Raw genomic sequence first — 18,711 nt, 5'->3', positions numbered from 1 at the left:
CCCGCGGCGGTCGCCTCACGGCCTCCATGTCGGACACGGCGAGTTCCGGCCGACGCGGAGGGCGGGCTGAACGGCCCTCCCGGCGCGCGGCCGAAGCCGTCCCCGCGCACTCTGGTGCCATGGCGTCCGAGAAGCCCGTCGTGGTCTACCCGCCCGCCGCCGACGGCGGCCGCCGGGTCCGTGTGGACGACCAGTTCCTCGGCATCGCCTACGGGCCGCTCGACGTAGCCGAGTTCCTGCGGCGGGCGGGGATCGAGGACGCGGACGAGGCGTACGTGGCGGCCACGGGGCTGATCGAGTGGCGCGGCGGCGGCTCCGGCACCTGGGGCACCGACCCCGTGTGAAGCCGCCGCTTCGCCCGAACGGCCCAGTGGCGTGACCCCCGGGCCCGTCCGGCAGTTGAGTGGGGCATGAAGAAGCGCAGCATGCTCGCCATCGCCTCCCTGGCCACCGGCTTCGCCGTCGCGGCGATCACCCCGTCGCACGCCATCGGAGAGAAGCTCCCCGCCATCAACGTGGACGAGACCCTCAAGACGCTCGACCAGACCGTTGCCGGCGAGGGCCTGTCCGTGGACGGGAAGAACGGCGTACAGAAGAAGAAGAGCGCCCAGAAGAAGGGCGCCCAGAAGAAGGGCTGACGAGCCGCCCCGGCCCACGGCGTCGGCGCTCCCCGCGTGTAAGGGGGGCGCCGACGCCGTCGTCATGCGCCCTCAACTGCGGCTGGTTTCCGTGGCAGGGTGGAGCGGGCAAGCCTCAGGGGGCCAACAGAAGAGGGGGACCTGTGACCGTCGTCTGGATCAACGGCGCGTTCGGTGCGGGGAAGACCACCACCGCACGGGAACTGATCGAACTGATCCCGAACAGCACGCTCTTCGACCCGGAAGTCATCGGCGGCGCGCTAGCCCACCTGCTGCCACCCAAACACCTCGCCGAGGTCGGCGACTTCCAGGACCTGCCGATCTGGCGGCGGCTCGTGATCGACACGGCGGCCGCGATGCTCGCCGAGCTCGGCGGGACCCTCGTCGTGCCCATGACCCTGCTGCGCCAGGAGTACCGTGACGAGATCTTCGGCGGCCTCGCCGCCCGCAGGATTCCGGTCAGCCACATCCTGCTCGCTCCGGCCGAAACGATACTGCGGGAACGTATAGCGGGTCGTGAGGTGCCGCGGGACCTTCCCGACGGCGACATGCGAATACGCCAGTGGTCCTTCGACCACATCGGGCCGTACCGGACCGCCCTCGCCTCCTGGCTCACCGCCGACGCCCACCCGGTCGACACCAGCGACCTCACTCCGTACGAGACGGCCGTACGCATCGCCGGGGCCGTCACCGACGGGTCGGTGCCCGTCTGCGACATCGTGCAGACGCCCGAGCCGACCGCCGAGACCGTCGCCGCCGGAGTGCTGCTCTTCGACGAGCATGACCGGGTGCTGCTCGTCGACCCCACGTACAAGGCCGGCTGGGAGTTCCCGGGCGGTGTCGTCGAACCCGGTGAGGCACCCGCGCGCGCCGGGGTCCGGGAGGTCGCCGAGGAGACCGGCATCCACCTCGACGAGGTGCCGAGCCTGCTCGTCGTCGACTGGGAGCGTCCCGCGCCCCCCGCGTTCGGTGGTCTGCGTCTCCTCTTCGACGGCGGCCTGCTGCACTCCGCCGAGGCCGGCCGGCTGCTGCTTCCCGGCCCTGAGCTACGCGCCTGGCGGTTCGTCACCGAGGCGGAGGCCGCCGACCTGCTGCCCCCCGTGCGCTACGAGCGGCTGCGCTGGGCCCTGCGCGCACGGGAACGCGGAGCCGCGCTCTATCTGGAGGCCGGAGTGCCGGTCGGCTGACGCGGGGCCCGCCGCCCGCCCTCTTTACCCGGCACGGGGGATTCCGAGGGAAAAGCAAAAGGAAACGACGGCGTGGCCACGGCCAATCGCTGCCCAAGGAATCTCCCGGGAATACTCACGCCGCGGGTAATCACATTCCCTGCTCTCGTCAACACTTTTCCATCTCAGCAAACAATCCCTTTTCTCGCCCCTGCGCGGCTTGACCGGACTCGCACACGGTTGCGAAAGTCCGCAGAGTCTCACGGCGGAAGCAACGACCGCCACCCAATTTCCTTGCCTCAGGGGCAGATCCGGGATGTCCGTACGATGACCACGCAACACCAGCCGGTCGACACCGGCGGCGGCACCGCGTTGCTGCCCGAGCCGTCGACCCAAGGCTCCAGACCCGACGGCACGGCAGTCGCCGGCCGCTCACCGGCCCGGATGGCCTGGCGACGGATCAGGCGGGACAAGGTCACCACGGCCGCCCTGGCGGCCACCCTCCTCTTCATCGCGATCGCGCTGCTCGCCCCGGTGCTCACCGCACTGACCGGCTGGGGGCCGATCACTCCCGACAACAAGGCGATCAATCCGGACACGGGCAATTTCCCCTACGGATCGCTGGGCGGCATCAGCGCCAAGCACCTGCTCGGCGTCGAACCCGGCACGGGATACGACCTGTTCGCCCGCATCGTCTACGGCCTGCGCACCTCGCTCTACGTGGGATTCGCCTCAGCCCTGCTGTCCACCGCGGTCGGTGTGGTGGCCGGACTCGCCGCCGGATACTTCGGTGGCTGGGTCGACTCCCTGCTGTCCCGGATCATGGACGTGATGCTGGCGTTCCCCCAGCTGCTGTTCATCATCGCGCTCACCCCGGTGATCCAGAACGCCCTGCAGACCAACAGCCACGGCGGCACCGACGAGAACCTCCGGCTCCTCGTCCTGGTCCTCAACATCGCGGTCTTCGCCTGGGCTTACACCGCCCGCCTGGTGCGCGGGCAGGTGCTGTCCCTGCGCGAGCGGGAGTTCGTCGACGCCGCGCGGCTGATGAGCGCCGGCCGTCGGCACATCCTCTTCCGGCAACTGCTGCCCAACCTGTGGGCACCGATCCTGATCTCCTTCGCGCTGGCCGTCCCGCAGAACATCACCACCGAGGCCGCGCTGTCGTACCTCGGCGTGGGCGTCATTCCGCCCAACCCCGACTGGGGAGCCGTGCTGTCGGACGCCTCCCAGTTCTTCCTCCAGGACCCGATGTACCTCTTCGTGCCCGGCGTCCTGCTCTTCCTCCTCGTGCTGGCACTCAACCTGCTCGGGGACGGCGTCCGGGACGCCCTGGATCCCCGCGCCCGGCGCGGCTGACAAGCCACCCCCCCCGAGTGTCGCCCCGGCGGTCCCACGAACGGCCGCCGAGCCCGTAGCAAGAAACGGAGTTTCCCCCATGACGCGCACCACGCGCACCACGCGCAGATCGCGTACGGTCGCTCTCACGGCAACCGCCGTGGTGATCGCCCTCGGAGCCACCGCATGCGGAGGGTCCTCCGGCAACAGCGCCGGCGGCTCCCCGTCGAAGGGGGGCACGCTGACGATCCTCGACGACGCCGACTTCAACCACATCGATCCTCAGCGGACGTACACCACCGAGGGTTCGAGCATGGACTACGAACTCGTGCGCACCCTCACCGGATGGGACGAGACGGGCTCCCAGCCCAAGCTGGTCGGCGACCTGGCGACCGACACCGGAACGCCCAGCAAGGGCGCCACGGTGTGGACGTTCCACCTGCGCCACGGGGTCAAGTGGCAGGACGGCAGCGAGGTCACCGCGCAGGACGTCAAGTACGGCGTCGAGCGGGCCTTCTCCCCGGACATCAACGGCGGCCCGCCGTACGCCAGTCAGTGGCTGGTCGGCGGCGATTCCTACAAGGGCCCGTACCAGGGCAAGCAGCTGGCCTCTATCCAGACGCCGGACAAGTACACCATCGTCTTCCACCTCAACCAGCCGGTCGCCGACTTCAACGAGACGACCGCGATGACCGGATGGTCGGGCGTGCCCAAGGCCCACGACACGGGCGCCACGTACGACACGCATGTCTGGTCCGACGGTCCCTACATGATCAAGTCGTACACCAAGAACAAGGAAATGGTCCTCGTCCGGAACAAGAACTGGACCCAGTCGAACGACCCGATCCGGCAGCAGAACCTCGACGAGATCGACGCGAAGTTCGGGCAGGACCAGGCCGCCATCGACCAGCAGATCAAGTCCGACGGCGGCTCCGCACAGACCGCGATCACCCAGACGCCGATCGCCGGTTCCGACCTGACGACGATGGCCGGCGACCCGTCGCTCAAGTCGCGCTACTACAAGATCCCGGCCCCGGGCATCAACTACCTGGCCATCAACATGAACCGGGTCAAGGACCTCAAGGTCCGCGAGGCGATCGAGTACGCCATCGACAAGACCACCGTGCGCGGCGCCTTCGGCGGTTCCGCCTACGGCAACTACGCCACCACGATGCTCGCCCCCGGCATCGACGGCCACAAGGACTTCAACCTCTACAGCAGCAACCCCGCCGGTGACCTCACCAAGGCCAAGGCCCTGATGAAGCAGGCCGGCAACCCCAAGCCGACGATGTCCCTCGCGGTGGAGAACATTCCCACGCACGAGCACTTCGCGGACGCCGTGAAGACCGCGCTCGCAAAGATCGGCATCACGGTGAACATCACCCCGATCGACAAGAACAACTACTTCAGCACTGTCGACAACGTGAAGAACCAGTACGACCTGACCTGGGGCGACTGGATCGCGGACTGGCCGAACGCCTCCACCGTGCTGCCCACCCTCTTCGACGGACGCCAGATCAAGAAGCTGCCGCAGTCCAACAACGACCTCGCCTACCTGAACGACCCGAAGGTCAACGCGCAGATCGACAAGATCGGCAAGATGACCGACATCAAGCAGCGCAACGTCGCCTACGGGGAACTGGACGAGCAGATCCTCAAGGACGCCGCCGTGGTCCCGCTGATGTACATGAACTTCAGCGAGGTGAGCGGCTCGAAGGTCGGCGGTGTCATCGATGACTCGATCATGGCCGAACCCAGCCTGGTGCACGCCTACATCAAGCAGTGACGCAACCCCTCTGAACCCCGCCGGCGGCCTGGGCCGCCGGCGGGCACCCCACTCACGTCAGGTTCCGGCACCCCATGTTTCGTTACCTCATCAGACGCCTGCTGGCAGCGGCCGTGATCATGTTGGTGATCACCACGATCACCTTCTTCATCTTCTTCGCGCTGCCGTCCAACCCCGCGCTCCTGGCCTGCGGAAAGACCTGCTCGCCCTCCCGCCTCGCGGAGATCAAGCACTCGCTGGGCCTGGACCAGAGCTATCTGACGCAGTACTGGGAGTTCGTCAAGGGGCTGGTCGTGGGCCGTGACTACGGCGACCAGAGCGTCCGCATCCACTGCGGCGCCCCGTGCCTCGGCATCTCCTTCCAGACCGACACCCCCGTCCTGACCACGCTGCTCCAGGACTTCCCGGCGGACCTCTCCCTCGGGCTCGGCGCAGCGGTGGCGTTCCTGATCCTGGGCGTCGGCCTCGGCACCGTGGCGGCGGTGCGCAGGGGCCGGGCAGCCGACAAGGCGGCGGTGGGACTCGCCCTGTTCGGTGTGTCGGTGCAGATCTACTTCATCGGTCTGCTCCTGCTCTACCTCTTCGTGGACAAGTTCCAGATTCTGCCGACCTCCGGCTACACGCCCTTCACCGAGGACCCGGCCGGCTGGTTCCAGGGGCTGATCCTGCCCTGGTCCACGCTCGTCATCGTCTACCTCGCGATGTACACCCGGCTCACCCGCTCCTCGATGCTGGAGGTCTTCTCCGAGGACTACATGCGCACCGCCCGCGCCAAGGGCCTGCCGGCCGCCACCGTCGTCCTCAAGCACGGGCTGCGGGCCGCGATCACCCCGATCATCACCATCTTCGGTATGGACGTCGGCTCCCTGATCGGCGGCTCCGCGGTCATCACCGAGTCGGTGTTCGGCATCAACGGCATCGGCAAGCTCGCCGTCGACTCCGTCCAGAACTCCGACCTGCCGGTCATCCTCGGCACCACGCTCTTCGCCGCGACGTTCGTCGTCCTCGCCAACGTCGTCGTCGACCTGGTGTACGGCCTCGTCGACCCACGCGTGCGCCTCGCCTGAGCCCTTCTTCGTCCTTAGGAACACCCGTGTCCGTATCGACCTCACCGCAGCCCGCGGACGTCACCCCCGCGCCCGCACCCTTCCTCGACGTACGCGACCTGAGGGTGCACTTCCCGACCGAGGACGGCCTCGTCAAGTCCGTCGACGGTGTCTCCTTCACCCTGGAGAAGGGCAGGACCCTCGGTATCGTCGGCGAGTCCGGCTCCGGCAAGTCGGTGACCTCACTGGCCCTGCTCGGGCTCCACAAGGGCACCCGCGCCCAGGTCTCCGGCGAGATCTGGCTGGAGGGCAGGGAACTCGTCGCCCTGCCCGAGGCCGGGATGCGCGCCCTGCGCGGCCGCACCGTCTCCATGATCTTCCAGGACCCGCTGTCCGCGCTGCACCCCTTCTTCACCGTCGGCTCCCAGATCGCCGAGGCCTACCGGGTGCACCACAAGGTCTCCAGGAAGGAGGCGAAGGACCGCGCGGTCGAGATGCTCAAGCGGGTCGGCATCCCGCAGCCCGAGCGCCGGGTCAGGGACTACCCGCACCAGTTCTCCGGCGGTATGCGCCAGCGCGCCATGATCGCGATGTCGCTGGTGTGCGACCCGGAGCTGCTCATCGCCGACGAGCCCACCACCGCCCTGGACGTCACCGTCCAGGCGCAGATCCTGGACCTGATCCGTGACCTCCAGGAGGAGTTCGGCTCCGCCGTCGTCATCATCACGCACGACCTCGGCGTGGTCTCCGACATCGCCGACGACATCCTGGTGATGTACGGCGGCCGCCGCATCGAGTACGGCACCACCCGCGAGGTCCTCAAGCAGCCCCAGCACCCCTACACCTGGGGCCTGTTGCAGTCGATGCCGCATCTCGGCGGCGACGTCGGCGAACGGCTCGACCCGATCCCCGGTACCCCGCCGAGCCTGATCAACCTGCCGGACGGCTGCTCCTTCCACCCCCGCTGCGCCTACAAGGGCTGGGTGACGGACGGCCGTTGCACGGCGGAACGGCCCGAACTGCGCCTCCTCTCCGGCAGCGAACGGCACCTCGCCGCCTGCCATCTGAGCGATGACGCCAAGAGGGAGATCCGCGGCGGGGCCGCTCCGGCCGACCGGGACGCCGCGGCCGCACGGGCCGCGCAATGACGGCGGCCGACGAAAGGGACCATTCCGTGAGCACCACCGAGCCCCGCACCGGGCGCAGCACCGACCGCCCCGCCGGCGAGAGCCCCGGCGAGAACCTGCTGGAGGTACGCGGTCTGCACAAGCACTTCCCGATCCGGCAGGGCATCATCTTCCAGCGGCAGATCGGAGCCGTCCGCGCCGTCGACGGCATCGACTTCTCGGTCGGCCCCGGCGAGTCGCTGGGCCTGGTCGGCGAGTCCGGCTGCGGCAAGTCGACCACCGGCCGGCTGGTCACCCGGCTGCTCGAACCCACCGGCGGTTCCGTCGTGTTCGACGGCGAGGACATCACGCACCAGCCGGCCGCGCGGATGCGGGAGGCCCGCCGCAACCTCCAGATGATCTTCCAGGACCCCTACTCGTCGCTGAACCCCCGCCACACCGTCGGCACCATCATCGAGACGCCGATGCGGCTCAACGGCATCAACCCGCCCCAGGGCCACAAGAAGCGCGCCCAGGAACTCCTGGAGACGGTCGGGCTCAACCCCGAGCACTACAACCGCTACCCGAACGAGTTCTCCGGCGGCCAGCGCCAGCGCATCGGCATCGCCCGCGCCCTCGCCCTCAGGCCGAAGCTGATCGTGGCCGACGAGCCCGTCTCCGCGCTGGACGTCTCCATCCAGGCGCAGGTCGTCAACCTGCTCCAGGACCTCCAGCGGGAGTTCGGCATCGCCTTCGTCTTCATCGCCCACGACCTGGCCGTCGTGCGGCACTTCTCCGAGCGGGTCGCCGTCATGTACCTCGGAAAGATCGTCGAGGTCGCCGATCGGGAGTCGCTCTACACGCGGCCCCGGCACCCTTACACGCACGCGCTGCTGTCCGCCGTACCCGAGGCCGACCCGGACGCCGTCGGACGGCGTGAACGCATCCGGCTGGCGGGGGACGTGCCCTCCCCGATCGACCCGCCCTCCGGCTGCCGCTTCCGCACCCGCTGCTGGAAGGCGCAGGACAAGTGCGCCCTCGAGGAGCCGGCGCTGATGCGTGTCGAGGGCAGCCCCACGGGGCACCTGACCGCCTGCCACTTCCCCGAGGAGCCGTCCGTCACCGCACGCGAGCAGGACATCGTCCTGGACCCGGCCCTCGGCTAGGGACTGTCGTTCGGGTCAGGTCGGCTGAGCGGACCGCGCCTTCGGCGGCCGCGACACCGACTCAGAACCGCAGCGGAAGGCCCCCGTCCGCGGACGGGGGCCTTCCGCTGCGGGCGGAGCGGTCAGCTCGCCGCGTAGTTGCGCAGGAACAGTGCCTCCGCCACCGACAGCCGCTCCAGTTCCTCGGGGGACACGCTCTCGTTCACCGCGTGGATCTGGGCCTCGGGCTCGCTCAGCCCGATGAGCAGGATCTCCGCACGCGGGTACAGCGCGGCCAGCGTGTTGCACAGCGGGATGGACCCGCCCTGCCCCGCGTACTGCATCTCCTGACCCGGGTAGGCCACCGCCATCGCGGCCGCCATGGCCTGGTACGCCGGGCTGGTGGTGTCGGCGCGGAACGGCTGGCCCTGGCCGATCTGCTCGGTGCTCACTCGCGCACCCCACGGCGTGTGCGCCTCCAGATGCGCCTGGAGCAGCTTGGTCGCCTCGTCCGCGTCCACGCCCGGCGGCACCCGCAGGCTGATCAGCGCGCGGGCACCGGCCTGCACGGACGGGGTGGCGCCGACCACGGGCGGGCAGTCGATGCCGAGGACGGTGACGGCGGGGCGCGCCCAGATGCGGTCCGCGACCGTCCCGGACCCGATCAGTTCGACGCCGTCCAGGACCTTGGCGTCCTGCCGGAACTGCTCCTCCTCGTACTGCAGCCCTTCCCAGCCCGCGTCGGCGTCGAGCCCCTCGACGGTCGTCGAACCGTCCTCGGCGCGCAGCGAGTCGAGCACGCGGATCAGCGCGGCCAGCGCGTCGGGTGCGGCGCCGCCGAACTGGCCCGAGTGCAGATTGCCCGCGAGGGTGTCGACCTGAACGCGCACCATCGTCATGCCGCGCAGGGTGGAGGTGACGGTCGGCAGGCCGACACGGAAGTTGCCCGCGTCGCCGATGACGATCGTGTCCGCCTCCAGCAGGCCGGGGTGCTCCTCGGCGTACCGCTCCAGACCGCCGGTGCCCATCTCCTCCGAGCCCTCGGCGATCACCTTCACATGGACGGGCACGCCGCCGTTCGCCTTCAGCGCGCGCAGCGCCAGCAGGTGCATGACCAGGCCGCCCTTGCAGTCGGCGGCGCCGCGCCCGTACCAGCGCCCGTCCCGCTCGGTCAGCTCGAACGGCGGGGTCGTCCAGGCGGCCTCGTCCAGCGGCGGCTGCACGTCGTAGTGGGCGTAGAGCAGGACGGTCTTCGCGCCCTCCGGGCCGGGCAGAAAGCCGTAGACCGACTGTGTGCCGTCGGGGGTGTCGAGCAGGGCCACGTCCTCGAAGCCCTCGGCGGCGAGCGCGTCGGCGACCCAGCGGGCGGCGCCCTCGCTCTCGCTCCTCGGGAACTGGTCGAAGTCCGCCACCGACCGGAAGGCCACCAGTTCGGTGAGCTCCTGCTTCGCCCTGGGCATCAGTGAGGCGACGGTCTCGGCGACCGGATTCGACGGCATGGGCACGCTCCTCGTGGGTGCGACGTTGTAAGGACGCGTACCTCTCGGTACGCGTGATCGTGTGGTGCGGGCGCGTCCCCGTGTAAGGGCCACCCACGCCGCCGATCCTCCCACAGCGGCCTGCGGTGACCGCCGCCGTAGGATGCGGGAGACAGCGGCAGGCGGCTTTGATCGGGAGCAACAGACCATCGTGAGCAGCGAGAACTCTTCGGCGGACGACGTGCGGCAGGTGTGGGACGTCGTCGTGGTGGGCGCGGGACCCGCGGGCGCTTCGGCCGCGTACGCGGCGGCGGTGGCCGGCAGACGCGTGCTGTTGCTGGAGAAGGCGGAGCTGCCGCGGTACAAGACGTGCGGCGGCGGCATCATCGGCCCCTCGCGCGACGCCCTGCCGCCCGGCTTCGAGCTGCCGCTCAGGGACCGGGTGCACGCGGTGACCTTCTCGAACAACGGCCGCTTCACGCGCACGCGCCGCTCCAAGCAGATGCTCTTCGGGCTGATCAACCGGCCCGAGTTCGACCAGCAGCTGGTCGAGCACGCGCAGAAGGCGGGCGCCGAGCTGCGCACGGGCGTCACCGTTCAGCGGGTCGAGCAGCACGGCTCGACGGTGCCGGACCGGCGCACGGTCGCCGTTGTCCTGCAGGGCGGCGAGGTCGTGCTCGCGCGGGCCGTGGTCGGGGCGGACGGCAGCGCCAGCCGGATAGGGGCGCATGTCGGGGTCAAGCTCGATCAGGTGGATCTCGGCCTGGAGGCGGAGATCCCGGTGCCGGACACCGTCGCGGAGGACTGGAAGGGCCGGGTGCTCATCGACTGGGGTCCCATTCCCGGCAGTTACGGCTGGGTCTTCCCCAAGGGAGACACCCTCACGGTCGGGGTCATCTCGGCCCGCGGCGAAGGCGCCGCGACCAAGCGGTACTTGGAGGAGTTCATCGGCCGGCTGGGCCTCGCGGGGTTCGAACCGGCCATCTCCTCGGGGCACTTGACGCGCTGCCGCGCCGACGACTCGCCGCTCTCGCGCGGGCGGGTGCTGGTGTGCGGTGACGCGGCGGGGCTGCTGGAGCCGTGGACCCGTGAGGGCATCTCCTTCGCGCTGCGGTCCGGACGGCTCGCGGGGGAGTGGGCGGTGCGGATCGCCGAGGCGCACGACGCCGTGGACACGCGCCGGCAGGCTCTCAACTACGCGTTCGCGATCAAGGCGGGCCTCGGGGTGGAGATGAGCGTCGGCAGGCGGCTGCTGACGGTGTTCGAGCGCCGTCCCGGCCTGTTCCACGCGGCGTTGACGGGCTTGCGCCCGGCGTGGAGGGCGTTCAAGGAGATCACCCAGGGCTCGACGTCGCTGGGCGAGATCGTCCGCACGTACCCGGTGGCACAGCGGGCCCTGACCGCGCTGGACCGCCGTCCCGCCGCGGGCGGCGAGGCCGGCTCGGCGGACTGACCGGACGCACGCCGTGATCAGTCCTTCATCGGCCTCAACCCTTCAGCGTGGTCAACCCTTCACTGTGGTCAACCCTTCACCGTGATCTCGAAGACCGGGTGGTCGGGGGCGATGCGGCGCAGCTGGTCGTCCGGGGAGTCGGGACCGACGCCGTTGAAGAAGACCCCTACCTCCGCCTTCCAGCGCTTGAGGTAGGCGCGCAGGACCGGGGCCTTGTCGTCGTCGCCCACCTCGGCCGCGGTGAAGGCGTCCACGTGCTTGCCGAGATGCAGTTCACCGCCGCCCGCGGCGCGCATGTTGTGCGTCCACTGCACATGACCGCGGGGGGCGACCAGGTACTGCCTGCCGTCCAGGGTCAGCAGATTGACCGGAGTGGTGCGCCACTGGCCGCTCTTGCGGCCCCGGACGGCGAGGACCCGGGAGCCCCAGACGCTGATGCCGCGACGGGTCAGCCAGGCCACGAAGCGGTTGAGGACGTTGACGGTGAACCAGCCGGGCTTCTGGACGTGTGTGGACATCGGGGCCCCCTCGTATGACGGCGAAGCAGTGCTCCATTCCGTGAGCGCTGCTCTCGCTCTTCTTGGTGCCAGTTTGCATGAGACCGGTACGGGAGAGCAAGAGCACTGCTCTCTTTTTGATTCACCGCTCTCGTTTGTGTGCGGTGATCTGCCTTCATGAGAGACTGCCGGCATGAGCACCGCACACGGCGCCCGCGCCCGGGCCAGGATGGAAGTGACCGCGGCCATCAAGGACGAAGCCCGCAGACAGCTCGCGGCGGAGGGCGCCGCCCGGCTCTCCCTGCGGGCCGTCGCCCGTGAACTGGGCATGGTCTCCTCCGCGCTGTACCGCTACTTCCCCAGCCGTGACGACCTGCTCACCGCCCTCATCATCGACGCCTACGACTCCCTCGGCGAGAGCGCCGAGTCGGCCCGCGACGCCGCGGCCGCCCCCTTCGAGCACTGGGTCGCAGTCTGCCAGGCGGTGCGGCGCTGGGCGCTGGACCACCCGCACGAGTACGCGTTGATCTACGGATCGCCCGTGCCCGGCTACACGGCCCCAGACGTCACCGTCCCGGCCGCCGCCCGCGTCGGCCTCCTGCTCATCGGCATCACGCGCGACGCCCACCACGGTCCGGGCCTGGCCCGGCCCTCGCTGTCGGCCGAGCTGCGCCCGGAGGCCGAACGGATGGCCGCGGACCTCGCCCCGGATCTCCCGCCGGAGGTCGTGGCCGCACTCGTCGCGGCCTGGGCCCAGTTGTACGGACTGGTCGGCTTCGAACTGTTCGGCCAGTTCAACCGAGTGGTGGAGGACCGGGAGACGTTCTTCCGGCACGCGGCGGAGCAACTCGCCAGGGGCGTGGGGCTGGCACCCGGGCCCGTCTAGGCCCCCGCCCCGGTGAGCGGGCGTACTTCCCTGGGAGTACACGTGATCACCACGTGGGGGCGACGCGGCTGCGGGAGCGGGGCGTCTAGCGTGGCCGGTATGGACGAGCAGCGTGCGCGGGGCGGTCCGCCGCAGCGGTGGCGGCACGGGCCCGCGTCGTGGGACCGGTGGGAGGGGCGGGAGCCGCGGTGGCCCTGGCGGTCCACGGTCCTCGTGACCGTGTTCGTCCTGGCCGGGTCTCACCTCGCCGCCCACGGACAGCAGGGCGAGCGGGCGGAGCTGGATCTCTTCGCGCGGGTGCTGCTGCTGGTGGCCGGGGGGCTGCTGCTGTGGCGGAAGCGGTATCCGGTGGCCGTGGTGTTCGGCACGGCGGCCGCCGTCATGGTCTATCTGGGGGCCGGATATCCCTACGGGCCGGTGCTCTTCACCGTCGCCCTGGCCTGCTTCAGCGCCGTCGTCGCCGGGCACCCCCGGGCGGCGTGGACCGCGATGGGCATGCTCTGGGCCGGGCACGTTCTGGTGACGCACTGGCTCTTCACGTGGCTGCCGCCGTCCGGGGACTCCGCCGTCTCCTGGGGTGAGGAGATCGTGGTCGCCACCTGGGTGGTGGCCATCGCGGCGGTGTCGGAGCTGTTCCGCGTCCGGCGCGAGCAGTGGGCCCGCGAACGGGCCGAGCGGGCCGAGGCCGCACGGCGGCGGGCCGACGAGGAGCGACTGCGGATCGCGCGGGAGCTGCACGACGTCCTCGCCCACAGCATCTCCGTCATCAACGTGCAGGCGGGCGTCGGCCTCGCACTGCTCGACACCGACCCCGAGCAGGCCCGCAGCGCCCTGATCACGATCAAGGACCAGAGCAAGGAGGCGCTCGGCGAGGTGCGCCAGGTGCTCGACACACTGCGTGCCTCCGATGCCGCGCCGCGCGCCCCCGCGCCCGGCCTCGACCGCCTGCCCGAACTGGTGGAGCAGGCCGCGAGCGCGGGCCTCACGGTGGACGTCGAGGGAGAGCCGCCGCGCCTCGGGCCGGGCACGGACCTCGCCGCCTTCCGGATCGTCCAGGAGGCCCTGACCAACGTCGTACGGCACTCGGGTTCACGACACGCGCGCGTGTACCTCGCGCTCGACGCGGGTGTCCTGCGGCTGCGCGTGGACGACGACGGACCCGCGACCGGCGCCGACGCGGGCGGCAGCGGCAACGGGCTCACCGGGATGCGGGAGCGGGCCGCCGCCCTGGGGGGCACCCTCGAGGCGGGCCCCCGCCCCGACGGAGGGTTCCGGGTGCTCGCCGTGCTGCCGTTGCCGGCATCCGCCGGCCCGTCCGCCGGACCGAAACAGGAGGACCGGTGATCCGTGTACTGCTCGCCGACGACCAGTCACTGGTGAGGGCGGGATTCCGGGCGCTGCTCGACGCGCAGCCCGACATCGGGGTGGCCGCGGAGGCCGCCGACGGTGAGGAGGCCGTGCGCCGGATCCGTGAACTGCGGCCCGACGTCGTGCTGATGGACATCCGCATGCCGGCGCTCGACGGCTTGGCCGCGACCCGGCAGGTCACCGCCGACCCGGACCTGGGGGACGTCAAGGTGGTCATGCTCACCACCTTCGAGCTCGACGAGTACGTCTTCGAGGCGATCCGCTCCGGAGCCTCCGGATTCCTGGTCAAGGACACCGAGCCGGAGGAACTCCTGCGCGCCGTACGGGCGGTGGTCGCGGGCGACGCACTGCTGTCGCCGAGTGTGACGCGGCGGCTGATCTCCGAGTTCGCCTCCCGCTCCAAGGAACCGGCGGCGGCCGGCGCGCTGGACCGGCTCACGGAGCGGGAGCGCGAGGTGATGGCGTTGGTGGGGATGGGCCTGTCCAACGAGGAGATCGCCCGCCGCCTGGTGGTCAGCCCGCTCACCGCGAAGACCCACGTCAGCCGCACGATGGTGAAGCTCGGCGCCCGCGACCGGGCCCAACTGGTCGTGCTGGCCTACGAGTCGGGGCTGGTGCGGCCGGGCTGGCTGGGCTGATCCGCCCTCCGGAACCGGAGCAGCACACTGACGACCCGGGCGGCGAAGAGCACCGGCGCGAGCACCAGACCGGCCCGCACCAGCAGGCGCTCCGGCGTCTCCGGCAGGTCGAAGAACAAGGCGGGCCCCGCGACCGCCCCGAAGACCACCGCCGCCGCGAAGGCCGCACTGCACAGCGCGTACCCGATCTCGACGGTGATCGCGTCCCGTTCGGCCTGCGTGCGCCGTCCCCCGTGTCTGGTCATGCGGCGAGTCAAACAGGAGGGTGCCCGGCGGGCAAGCGTCCCGCCGGGCGCCCTCGGGAGGGGGGTTTGTCGAGGACGTACGCCGTGTAGCGAGTGACGCGCCCGATGGCCTGGTGAGCCCGGACGACGGTGATGGCCTCGTCCCAGTCCTGTGCGTCGAGTGTTCTGAGGCCGGGCCACCGCACGCACAGGGCCTCGCGGCCGGCCCGGGTGGACGCGGCGCCGGCGAACAGGGAACAGAGTTGGGCCGCCCTGTGGAGTACGGGGGTGGTCCAGTCGAGGATCCGGCGCGTGGTGAAGCCGGCGGCGGAAGCCATCAGCGGGTACCGCTCGTACGGTTCGATGTCGTCGAAGCGCCAGGTCCCGCGTACGAGGCCGTTCGGGTCGAGGGATCCGATCGGCTGATCCGTACGGGACGTGACATCCACGAGGACGAGCCGGCCTCCTGGGCGGAGCAGCCGGAAGCTTTCGGTCAGGAACGACCTACGGCCCTCGTGGCCGAAGTGGAAGGCGGCCTCCAGGCAGTGCACCCGGTCGAAGGAACCCCCCGTCAGCGGGATCTCCGCTGCCCCCTGCGGCAGAGCCGTGGCATCGGCGACGGCGAAGCGCGCGCTGTCGCCGAAGCGGCGACGTGCCTGATCGATCTGCGCGGGCTGGATGTCCACCCCCAGCGCCCGGCATCCCGCGGCACCCAACCGCGCCGTGGTGTCACCGCGACCGCACCCGGCATCCAGGACGAGCTGTCCGGGCCGGGCGTCCAGCAACGCCAGCGACCGGCGAGCCAGTCGGCGCTGAAAGGGCACCGGCCCGGTCAGGACCACGAGCGGCAGGGTGGGCAGCGTGAACCAGCCGATGTCGACCAGGCTGTCCCAGCCGAGGTGGCGCAGCACCCGGAAGAGCACACTGTCGTCGTTGTACGCACTCGAGAGGTCCCCGCTGTCACCCATCCCGCGTCCTCCGTTCCGTGGGACCCACACCGGGCTCACTGTCCGTGTCACCGCCCCGACCTGCGCCTACACTGAGCCCATAAGAGACGTTCGTGACGTACCGGAACCATCGTGCGCTATCAGCGGATGCTCGTGACGAGCCTCGCCCTGGTCCTCGTGGTGGCGCCCGCGATCTTTGCGCGGGCCCAGGGTGGGGAAGTCCCGCGCGGCCCCACGTTCGCCGCGCGCGCTCTGCAGGCGTTGATCGACGGTATCCAGTTCGGGGTGATCATCGCGATCACATCGGTCGGGCTCTCGCTGATCTTCGGCACCATCCACCTGATCAACTTCGCCCACGGTGAGTTCGTCACGATCGGCGCCACCTTCGCGTTCTTCCTCAACGCCTCCGCGGCCGGGCCGGGTTGGCACCTCATCCCCGCCGCCCTCGCCGCGGTGGTCTTCGGCGCCCTGCTGGGCGGGGCGGTCGAGCGCGGCATCTGGCGCCCGCTGCGAGCTCGGGGCACCGGGCTGATCAACATGTTCATCGTCACCATCGGGCTCTCGCTGCTGCTGCGCCACGTCGTACTCGTGCTGTACGGAACACGGCCCGCCTCCTACGCCCAGTACGACATCCAGAGCACGATCGGTATCGGGCCGGCCGGCATCACCCCGCGGGACCTCACCGTCACCCTGCTCTCCGTCCTGGTGCTGCTCGGCATCGCCGCGCTGCTGCAGAGGACACGGATCGGCACCGCCGTGCGGGCCGTCTCCGCCAACCGTGACCTCGCGGAGGCATCGGGCATCGACGTGCAGCGGGTGGTGCTGTTCGTGTGGATGCTCGCCGGCGGGCTGGCCGCGCTCGGCGGGGTCTTCTTCGGCCTGGTCGAGATCGTCACCTGGGACATGGGCTTCAAGCTCCTGTTGCTCATGTTCGCGGGGATCATCCTGGGCGGCCTCGGCTCCGCCTACGGTGCGATGGTCGGCAGCCTCGTCATCGGTGTCGTCGCCCAGATGTCCACCCTGTGGTTCCCGGTCGACCTCCAGTACGCCTGGGCACTGCTCGTCCTCATCCTCGTCCTTCTCGTCCGGCCGCAGGGCATCCTCGGCCGGGCCGAACGCGTCGGGTGAGGGGGTGGCGCCATGGACTTCTCCGCCATCCTCTCCGACGCCCTGCGCTCGGGGATCGGCCCCATCGCAGCCGTCTACGCGCTCGCCGCGATGGGGCTGAACCTGCACTTCGGCTACACGGGGCTGCTGAACTTCGGACAGGTCGGATTCATGCTGGTCGGCGGCTACGGGCTCGCCATCACGGTGTCGACGTACGACGGCCCGATGTGGCTCGGCGTCCTGGGCGGAGTCGCCTGCGCGATCGTGCTGGCCCTGCTGCTCGGCCTGCCCACCCTGCGGCTGCGCGCCGACTACCTCGCCATCACCACGATCGCGGCGGGGGAGACGCTACGGCTGTTCTACCGCTCCAGCTGGGCCGAGCCGGTCACCGGCGGGGTGTTCGGGTTGCAGCGCTTCGCGAACGACTTCTACGCGCTCAGCCCCATCGAGCCCGGCACGTACGGCGTGTGGCTCGTGAGGTTCAGCGCTCGCGACCTCTGGGTGATGATCGTCGGATGGGCGCTGGTGCTCGTGGTCGGAAGCCTGCTCGCCCTGCTGATCCACAGTCCCTGGGGCCGTGTCATCCGGTCGATCCGTGATGACGAGGTCGCCGCGCGCAGCCTCGGCAAGAACGTCTACGCGTACAAGATGCAGAGCCTCGTGCTCGGCGGCGTCATCGGGGCGGTCGCGGGCATGATGCAGGCGATCCAGGTGCAGTCCGTGAACCCGGACAACTACGACCCGGCCGTCACGTTCTTCCTGTATACGCTCCTCGTGCTCGGAGGTGCCGGGCGGATCCTCGGGCCGGTCGTGGGCTCGATCCTGTTCTGGTTCGTCCTCAGCTTCCTCGACAGCGCGCTCCGCCAGGCCATCGACGCCGAGTACATCTCCCCGGACCTCATCAGCACGTCGGAGGTCGGCGCGGTGCGCTTCGCTCTGGTCGGCGTCGCTCTGATCCTGCTGGTCGCGTTCCGGCCGCAGGGCATCCTCGGCAGCCGGAAGGAGATGTTGCTCAGTGGCCGCTGACCCTGCCGCGTCCCACCCGGACCGGCTCTCCGCGATCGATCCCGAGCCGGGGGTGCGCAAGCCCGATCCCCTGCTGATCCTGGACCAGGTGACCCGCACCTTCGGTGGCCTCGTCGCCGTGCGGGTCGAGCACCTGGAGGTGCAACGTGGGGCCATCACGGCTCTCATCGGGCCCAACGGCGCCGGCAAGACCACGTTGTTCAACGTGGTGAGCGGGTTCGACCGGGCCGACGGCGGCAGGTGGTCGTTCGACGGACAGCCCCTCACCGGCGCCCCGGCGTACCGGGTGGCGCGGCGCGGAATGGTCCGTACGTTCCAGCTCTCCAGGGCGCTCGCCCGGCTCACGGTGCTGGAGAACCTGCTGCTCGCCGCACCCGGGCAACGCGGCGAGCGGGTGCTGCCCGCGCTGCTGCGGCCGCTGTGGCGCGGCCAGGAGCGGGAGTTCGAGCGCCGGGCCGACGAACTGCTGGACCGGTTCCGTCTCGGGCCCCTGCGCGACGACCATGCCGGCACGCTCTCCGGCGGCCAGCGCAAACTGCTGGAACTGGCCCGTGCGCTGATGACCCGGCCGGCCATGCTCCTGCTCGACGAGCCGATGGCCGGGGTGAACCCCGCGCTGACCCAGTCGCTGCTCGGGCACATCACGCGGTTGCGTGACGAGGGGCTGACGGTGTGCTTCGTCGAGCACGACATGGACGTGGTGATGGGCATCAGCGACTGGGTGGCCGTCATGGCCGACGGCCGCCTGGTGGCCGAGGGCCCACCGCACACGATCGGCAGGAACGCCGCCGTCGTGGACGCCTACCTGGGCAAGCGGCACGACGAGCCGGAGGCGACCGATGAGAAGGGGAAGGAGGAGTAG

At 70.4% G+C, this 18,711-nt stretch carries 19 protein-coding genes; 15 read left to right on the top strand and 4 right to left on the bottom strand.

Going from position 1 to position 18,711, the window contains the following annotated elements:
• Nucleotides 1-119 precede the first annotated feature (119 nt).
• The 8 genes from ACFY5B_RS21450 to ACFY5B_RS21415 all read left to right on the top strand — a co-directional run bounded on the left by ACFY5B_RS21450 (nt 120) and on the right by ACFY5B_RS21415 (nt 8,246).
• Nucleotides 120-344 (top strand): hypothetical protein, encoded by a 225-nt coding sequence (locus ACFY5B_RS21450; protein WP_389971462.1) that lies wholly within the window; start codon nt 120-122, stop codon nt 342-344.
• A 66-nt stretch (nt 345-410) separates the two neighbouring features.
• Entirely contained in the window at nt 411-638 is a 228-nt protein-coding gene (locus ACFY5B_RS21445; protein WP_389971460.1) for a hypothetical protein, read from the top strand.
• A 143-nt stretch (nt 639-781) separates the two neighbouring features.
• The gene (locus tag ACFY5B_RS21440) at nt 782-1,825 is read left to right on the top strand and encodes an NUDIX domain-containing protein (RefSeq protein WP_389971458.1); all 1,044 of its coding nucleotides are present in this window, start codon (nt 782-784) and stop codon (nt 1,823-1,825) included.
• A gap of 306 nt (nt 1,826-2,131) precedes the next feature.
• The gene (locus ACFY5B_RS21435) at nt 2,132-3,163 is read left to right on the top strand and encodes an ABC transporter permease (RefSeq protein WP_389971456.1); all 1,032 of its coding nucleotides are present in this window, start codon (nt 2,132-2,134) and stop codon (nt 3,161-3,163) included.
• A gap of 79 nt (nt 3,164-3,242) precedes the next feature.
• Nucleotides 3,243-4,928: an ABC transporter substrate-binding protein gene (locus ACFY5B_RS21430; RefSeq protein ID WP_389971454.1), complete on the top strand. Its 1,686-nt coding sequence runs from the start codon at nt 3,243-3,245 to the stop codon at nt 4,926-4,928.
• 74 nt (nt 4,929-5,002) lie between these two features.
• The gene (locus ACFY5B_RS21425) at nt 5,003-5,995 is read left to right on the top strand and encodes an ABC transporter permease (RefSeq protein ID WP_389971452.1); all 993 of its coding nucleotides are present in this window, start codon (nt 5,003-5,005) and stop codon (nt 5,993-5,995) included.
• A 26-nt stretch (nt 5,996-6,021) separates the two neighbouring features.
• Nucleotides 6,022-7,122 (top strand): ABC transporter ATP-binding protein, encoded by a 1,101-nt coding sequence (locus ACFY5B_RS21420; protein WP_389971450.1) that lies wholly within the window; start codon nt 6,022-6,024, stop codon nt 7,120-7,122.
• A complete protein-coding gene (locus tag ACFY5B_RS21415; protein WP_389971448.1) occupies nt 7,119-8,246 on the top strand; it encodes an ABC transporter ATP-binding protein in 1,128 nt (375 codons plus the stop codon). The genes ACFY5B_RS21420 and ACFY5B_RS21415 overlap by 4 nt, the downstream gene beginning before the upstream one ends.
• A 122-nt stretch (nt 8,247-8,368) precedes the next feature.
• On the opposite strand, the gene ACFY5B_RS21410 is transcribed toward ACFY5B_RS21415, so the two are convergent.
• Nucleotides 8,369-9,724: a dipeptidase gene (locus tag ACFY5B_RS21410; RefSeq protein ID WP_389971446.1), complete on the bottom strand. Its 1,356-nt coding sequence runs from the start codon at nt 9,722-9,724 to the stop codon at nt 8,369-8,371.
• A 190-nt stretch (nt 9,725-9,914) separates the two neighbouring features.
• Between ACFY5B_RS21410 and ACFY5B_RS21405 the strand changes: the two genes are divergently transcribed.
• Nucleotides 9,915-11,156 (top strand): geranylgeranyl reductase family protein, encoded by a 1,242-nt coding sequence (locus ACFY5B_RS21405; protein WP_389971444.1) that lies wholly within the window; start codon nt 9,915-9,917, stop codon nt 11,154-11,156.
• Between the two features lie 68 nt (nt 11,157-11,224).
• Here the strand turns inward: ACFY5B_RS21405 and ACFY5B_RS21400 are convergent, their stop codons facing one another.
• Nucleotides 11,225-11,674 carry a nitroreductase family deazaflavin-dependent oxidoreductase gene (locus ACFY5B_RS21400; protein WP_389971443.1) on the bottom strand — a complete coding sequence of 150 codons (450 nt, stop codon included), beginning with the start codon at nt 11,672-11,674 and terminating at the stop codon, nt 11,225-11,227.
• Nucleotides 11,675-11,846: 172 nt separating this feature from the next.
• Here ACFY5B_RS21400 and ACFY5B_RS21395 point away from each other — a divergent pair, with 172 nt between their 5' ends.
• The 3 genes from ACFY5B_RS21395 to ACFY5B_RS21385 all read left to right on the top strand — a co-directional run bounded on the left by ACFY5B_RS21395 (nt 11,847) and on the right by ACFY5B_RS21385 (nt 14,545).
• Complete coding sequence (locus tag ACFY5B_RS21395) at nt 11,847-12,539, top strand: TetR/AcrR family transcriptional regulator (protein ID WP_389971441.1); 693 nt, start codon at nt 11,847-11,849, stop codon at nt 12,537-12,539.
• A gap of 99 nt (nt 12,540-12,638) precedes the next feature.
• The gene (locus ACFY5B_RS21390; protein ID WP_389971439.1) at nt 12,639-13,883 is read left to right on the top strand and encodes a sensor histidine kinase; all 1,245 of its coding nucleotides are present in this window, start codon (nt 12,639-12,641) and stop codon (nt 13,881-13,883) included.
• Nucleotides 13,880-14,545, top strand: coding sequence for a response regulator transcription factor (locus tag ACFY5B_RS21385; protein WP_344462323.1), 666 nt, complete (start codon nt 13,880-13,882; stop codon nt 14,543-14,545). The genes ACFY5B_RS21390 and ACFY5B_RS21385 overlap by 4 nt, the downstream gene beginning before the upstream one ends.
• Here ACFY5B_RS21385 and ACFY5B_RS21380 read toward each other — a convergent pair.
• Entirely contained in the window at nt 14,506-14,790 is a 285-nt protein-coding gene (locus ACFY5B_RS21380) for a DUF6332 family protein (protein ID WP_389971437.1), read from the bottom strand. The genes ACFY5B_RS21385 and ACFY5B_RS21380 overlap by 40 nt on opposite strands.
• Before the next feature lie 8 nt (nt 14,791-14,798).
• Nucleotides 14,799-15,737 (bottom strand): SAM-dependent methyltransferase, encoded by a 939-nt coding sequence (locus tag ACFY5B_RS21375; protein ID WP_389971435.1) that lies wholly within the window; start codon nt 15,735-15,737, stop codon nt 14,799-14,801.
• Between the two features lie 111 nt (nt 15,738-15,848).
• Between ACFY5B_RS21375 and ACFY5B_RS21370 the strand changes: the two genes are divergently transcribed.
• From ACFY5B_RS21370 to ACFY5B_RS21360, 3 genes are read left to right on the top strand one after another with little or no spacing between them, the layout of a single operon-like run.
• The gene (locus ACFY5B_RS21370) at nt 15,849-16,844 is read left to right on the top strand and encodes a branched-chain amino acid ABC transporter permease (RefSeq protein WP_389971433.1); all 996 of its coding nucleotides are present in this window, start codon (nt 15,849-15,851) and stop codon (nt 16,842-16,844) included.
• 12 nt (nt 16,845-16,856) lie between these two features.
• A complete protein-coding gene (locus ACFY5B_RS21365) occupies nt 16,857-17,849 on the top strand; it encodes a branched-chain amino acid ABC transporter permease (protein ID WP_350701357.1) in 993 nt (330 codons plus the stop codon).
• Nucleotides 17,839-18,711 carry an ABC transporter ATP-binding protein gene (locus tag ACFY5B_RS21360; RefSeq protein ID WP_389971431.1) on the top strand — a complete coding sequence of 291 codons (873 nt, stop codon included), beginning with the start codon at nt 17,839-17,841 and terminating at the stop codon, nt 18,709-18,711. The genes ACFY5B_RS21365 and ACFY5B_RS21360 overlap by 11 nt, the downstream gene beginning before the upstream one ends.

Origin of the sequence: Streptomyces sp. NPDC013187 (assembly GCF_042899705.1) — a bacterium.
Classification (GTDB): Bacteria; Actinomycetota; Actinomycetes; order Streptomycetales; family Streptomycetaceae; genus Streptomyces; species Streptomyces hawaiiensis_A.
The sequence above is the reverse complement of the archived record's forward strand: the minus strand, read 5'-3'. Positions and strand labels throughout refer to the sequence as shown.

Excerpts from the sequence above, each read along its gene's own strand:
- ACFY5B_RS21450 (WP_389971462.1), top strand. The coding sequence starts at position 120 with ATGGCGTCCGAGAAGCCCGTCGTGGTCTACCCGCCCGCCGCCGACGGC.
- ACFY5B_RS21445 (WP_389971460.1), top strand. The coding sequence starts at position 411 with ATGAAGAAGCGCAGCATGCTCGCCATCGCCTCCCTGGCCACCGGCTTC.
- ACFY5B_RS21435 (WP_389971456.1), top strand. The coding sequence starts at position 2,132 with ATGACCACGCAACACCAGCCGGTCGACACCGGCGGCGGCACCGCGTTG.
- ACFY5B_RS21430 (WP_389971454.1), top strand. The coding sequence starts at position 3,243 with ATGACGCGCACCACGCGCACCACGCGCAGATCGCGTACGGTCGCTCTC.
- ACFY5B_RS21425 (WP_389971452.1), top strand. The coding sequence starts at position 5,003 with ATGTTTCGTTACCTCATCAGACGCCTGCTGGCAGCGGCCGTGATCATG.
- ACFY5B_RS21415 (WP_389971448.1), top strand. The coding sequence starts at position 7,119 with ATGACGGCGGCCGACGAAAGGGACCATTCCGTGAGCACCACCGAGCCC.
- ACFY5B_RS21410 (WP_389971446.1), bottom strand. The coding sequence starts at position 9,724 with ATGCCGTCGAATCCGGTCGCCGAGACCGTCGCCTCACTGATGCCCAGG.
- ACFY5B_RS21400 (WP_389971443.1), bottom strand. The coding sequence starts at position 11,674 with ATGTCCACACACGTCCAGAAGCCCGGCTGGTTCACCGTCAACGTCCTC.
- ACFY5B_RS21395 (WP_389971441.1), top strand. The coding sequence starts at position 11,847 with ATGAGCACCGCACACGGCGCCCGCGCCCGGGCCAGGATGGAAGTGACC.
- ACFY5B_RS21390 (WP_389971439.1), top strand. The coding sequence starts at position 12,639 with ATGGACGAGCAGCGTGCGCGGGGCGGTCCGCCGCAGCGGTGGCGGCAC.
- ACFY5B_RS21380 (WP_389971437.1), bottom strand. The coding sequence starts at position 14,790 with ATGACCAGACACGGGGGACGGCGCACGCAGGCCGAACGGGACGCGATC.
- ACFY5B_RS21375 (WP_389971435.1), bottom strand. The coding sequence starts at position 15,737 with ATGGGTGACAGCGGGGACCTCTCGAGTGCGTACAACGACGACAGTGTG.
- ACFY5B_RS21365 (WP_350701357.1), top strand. The coding sequence starts at position 16,857 with ATGGACTTCTCCGCCATCCTCTCCGACGCCCTGCGCTCGGGGATCGGC.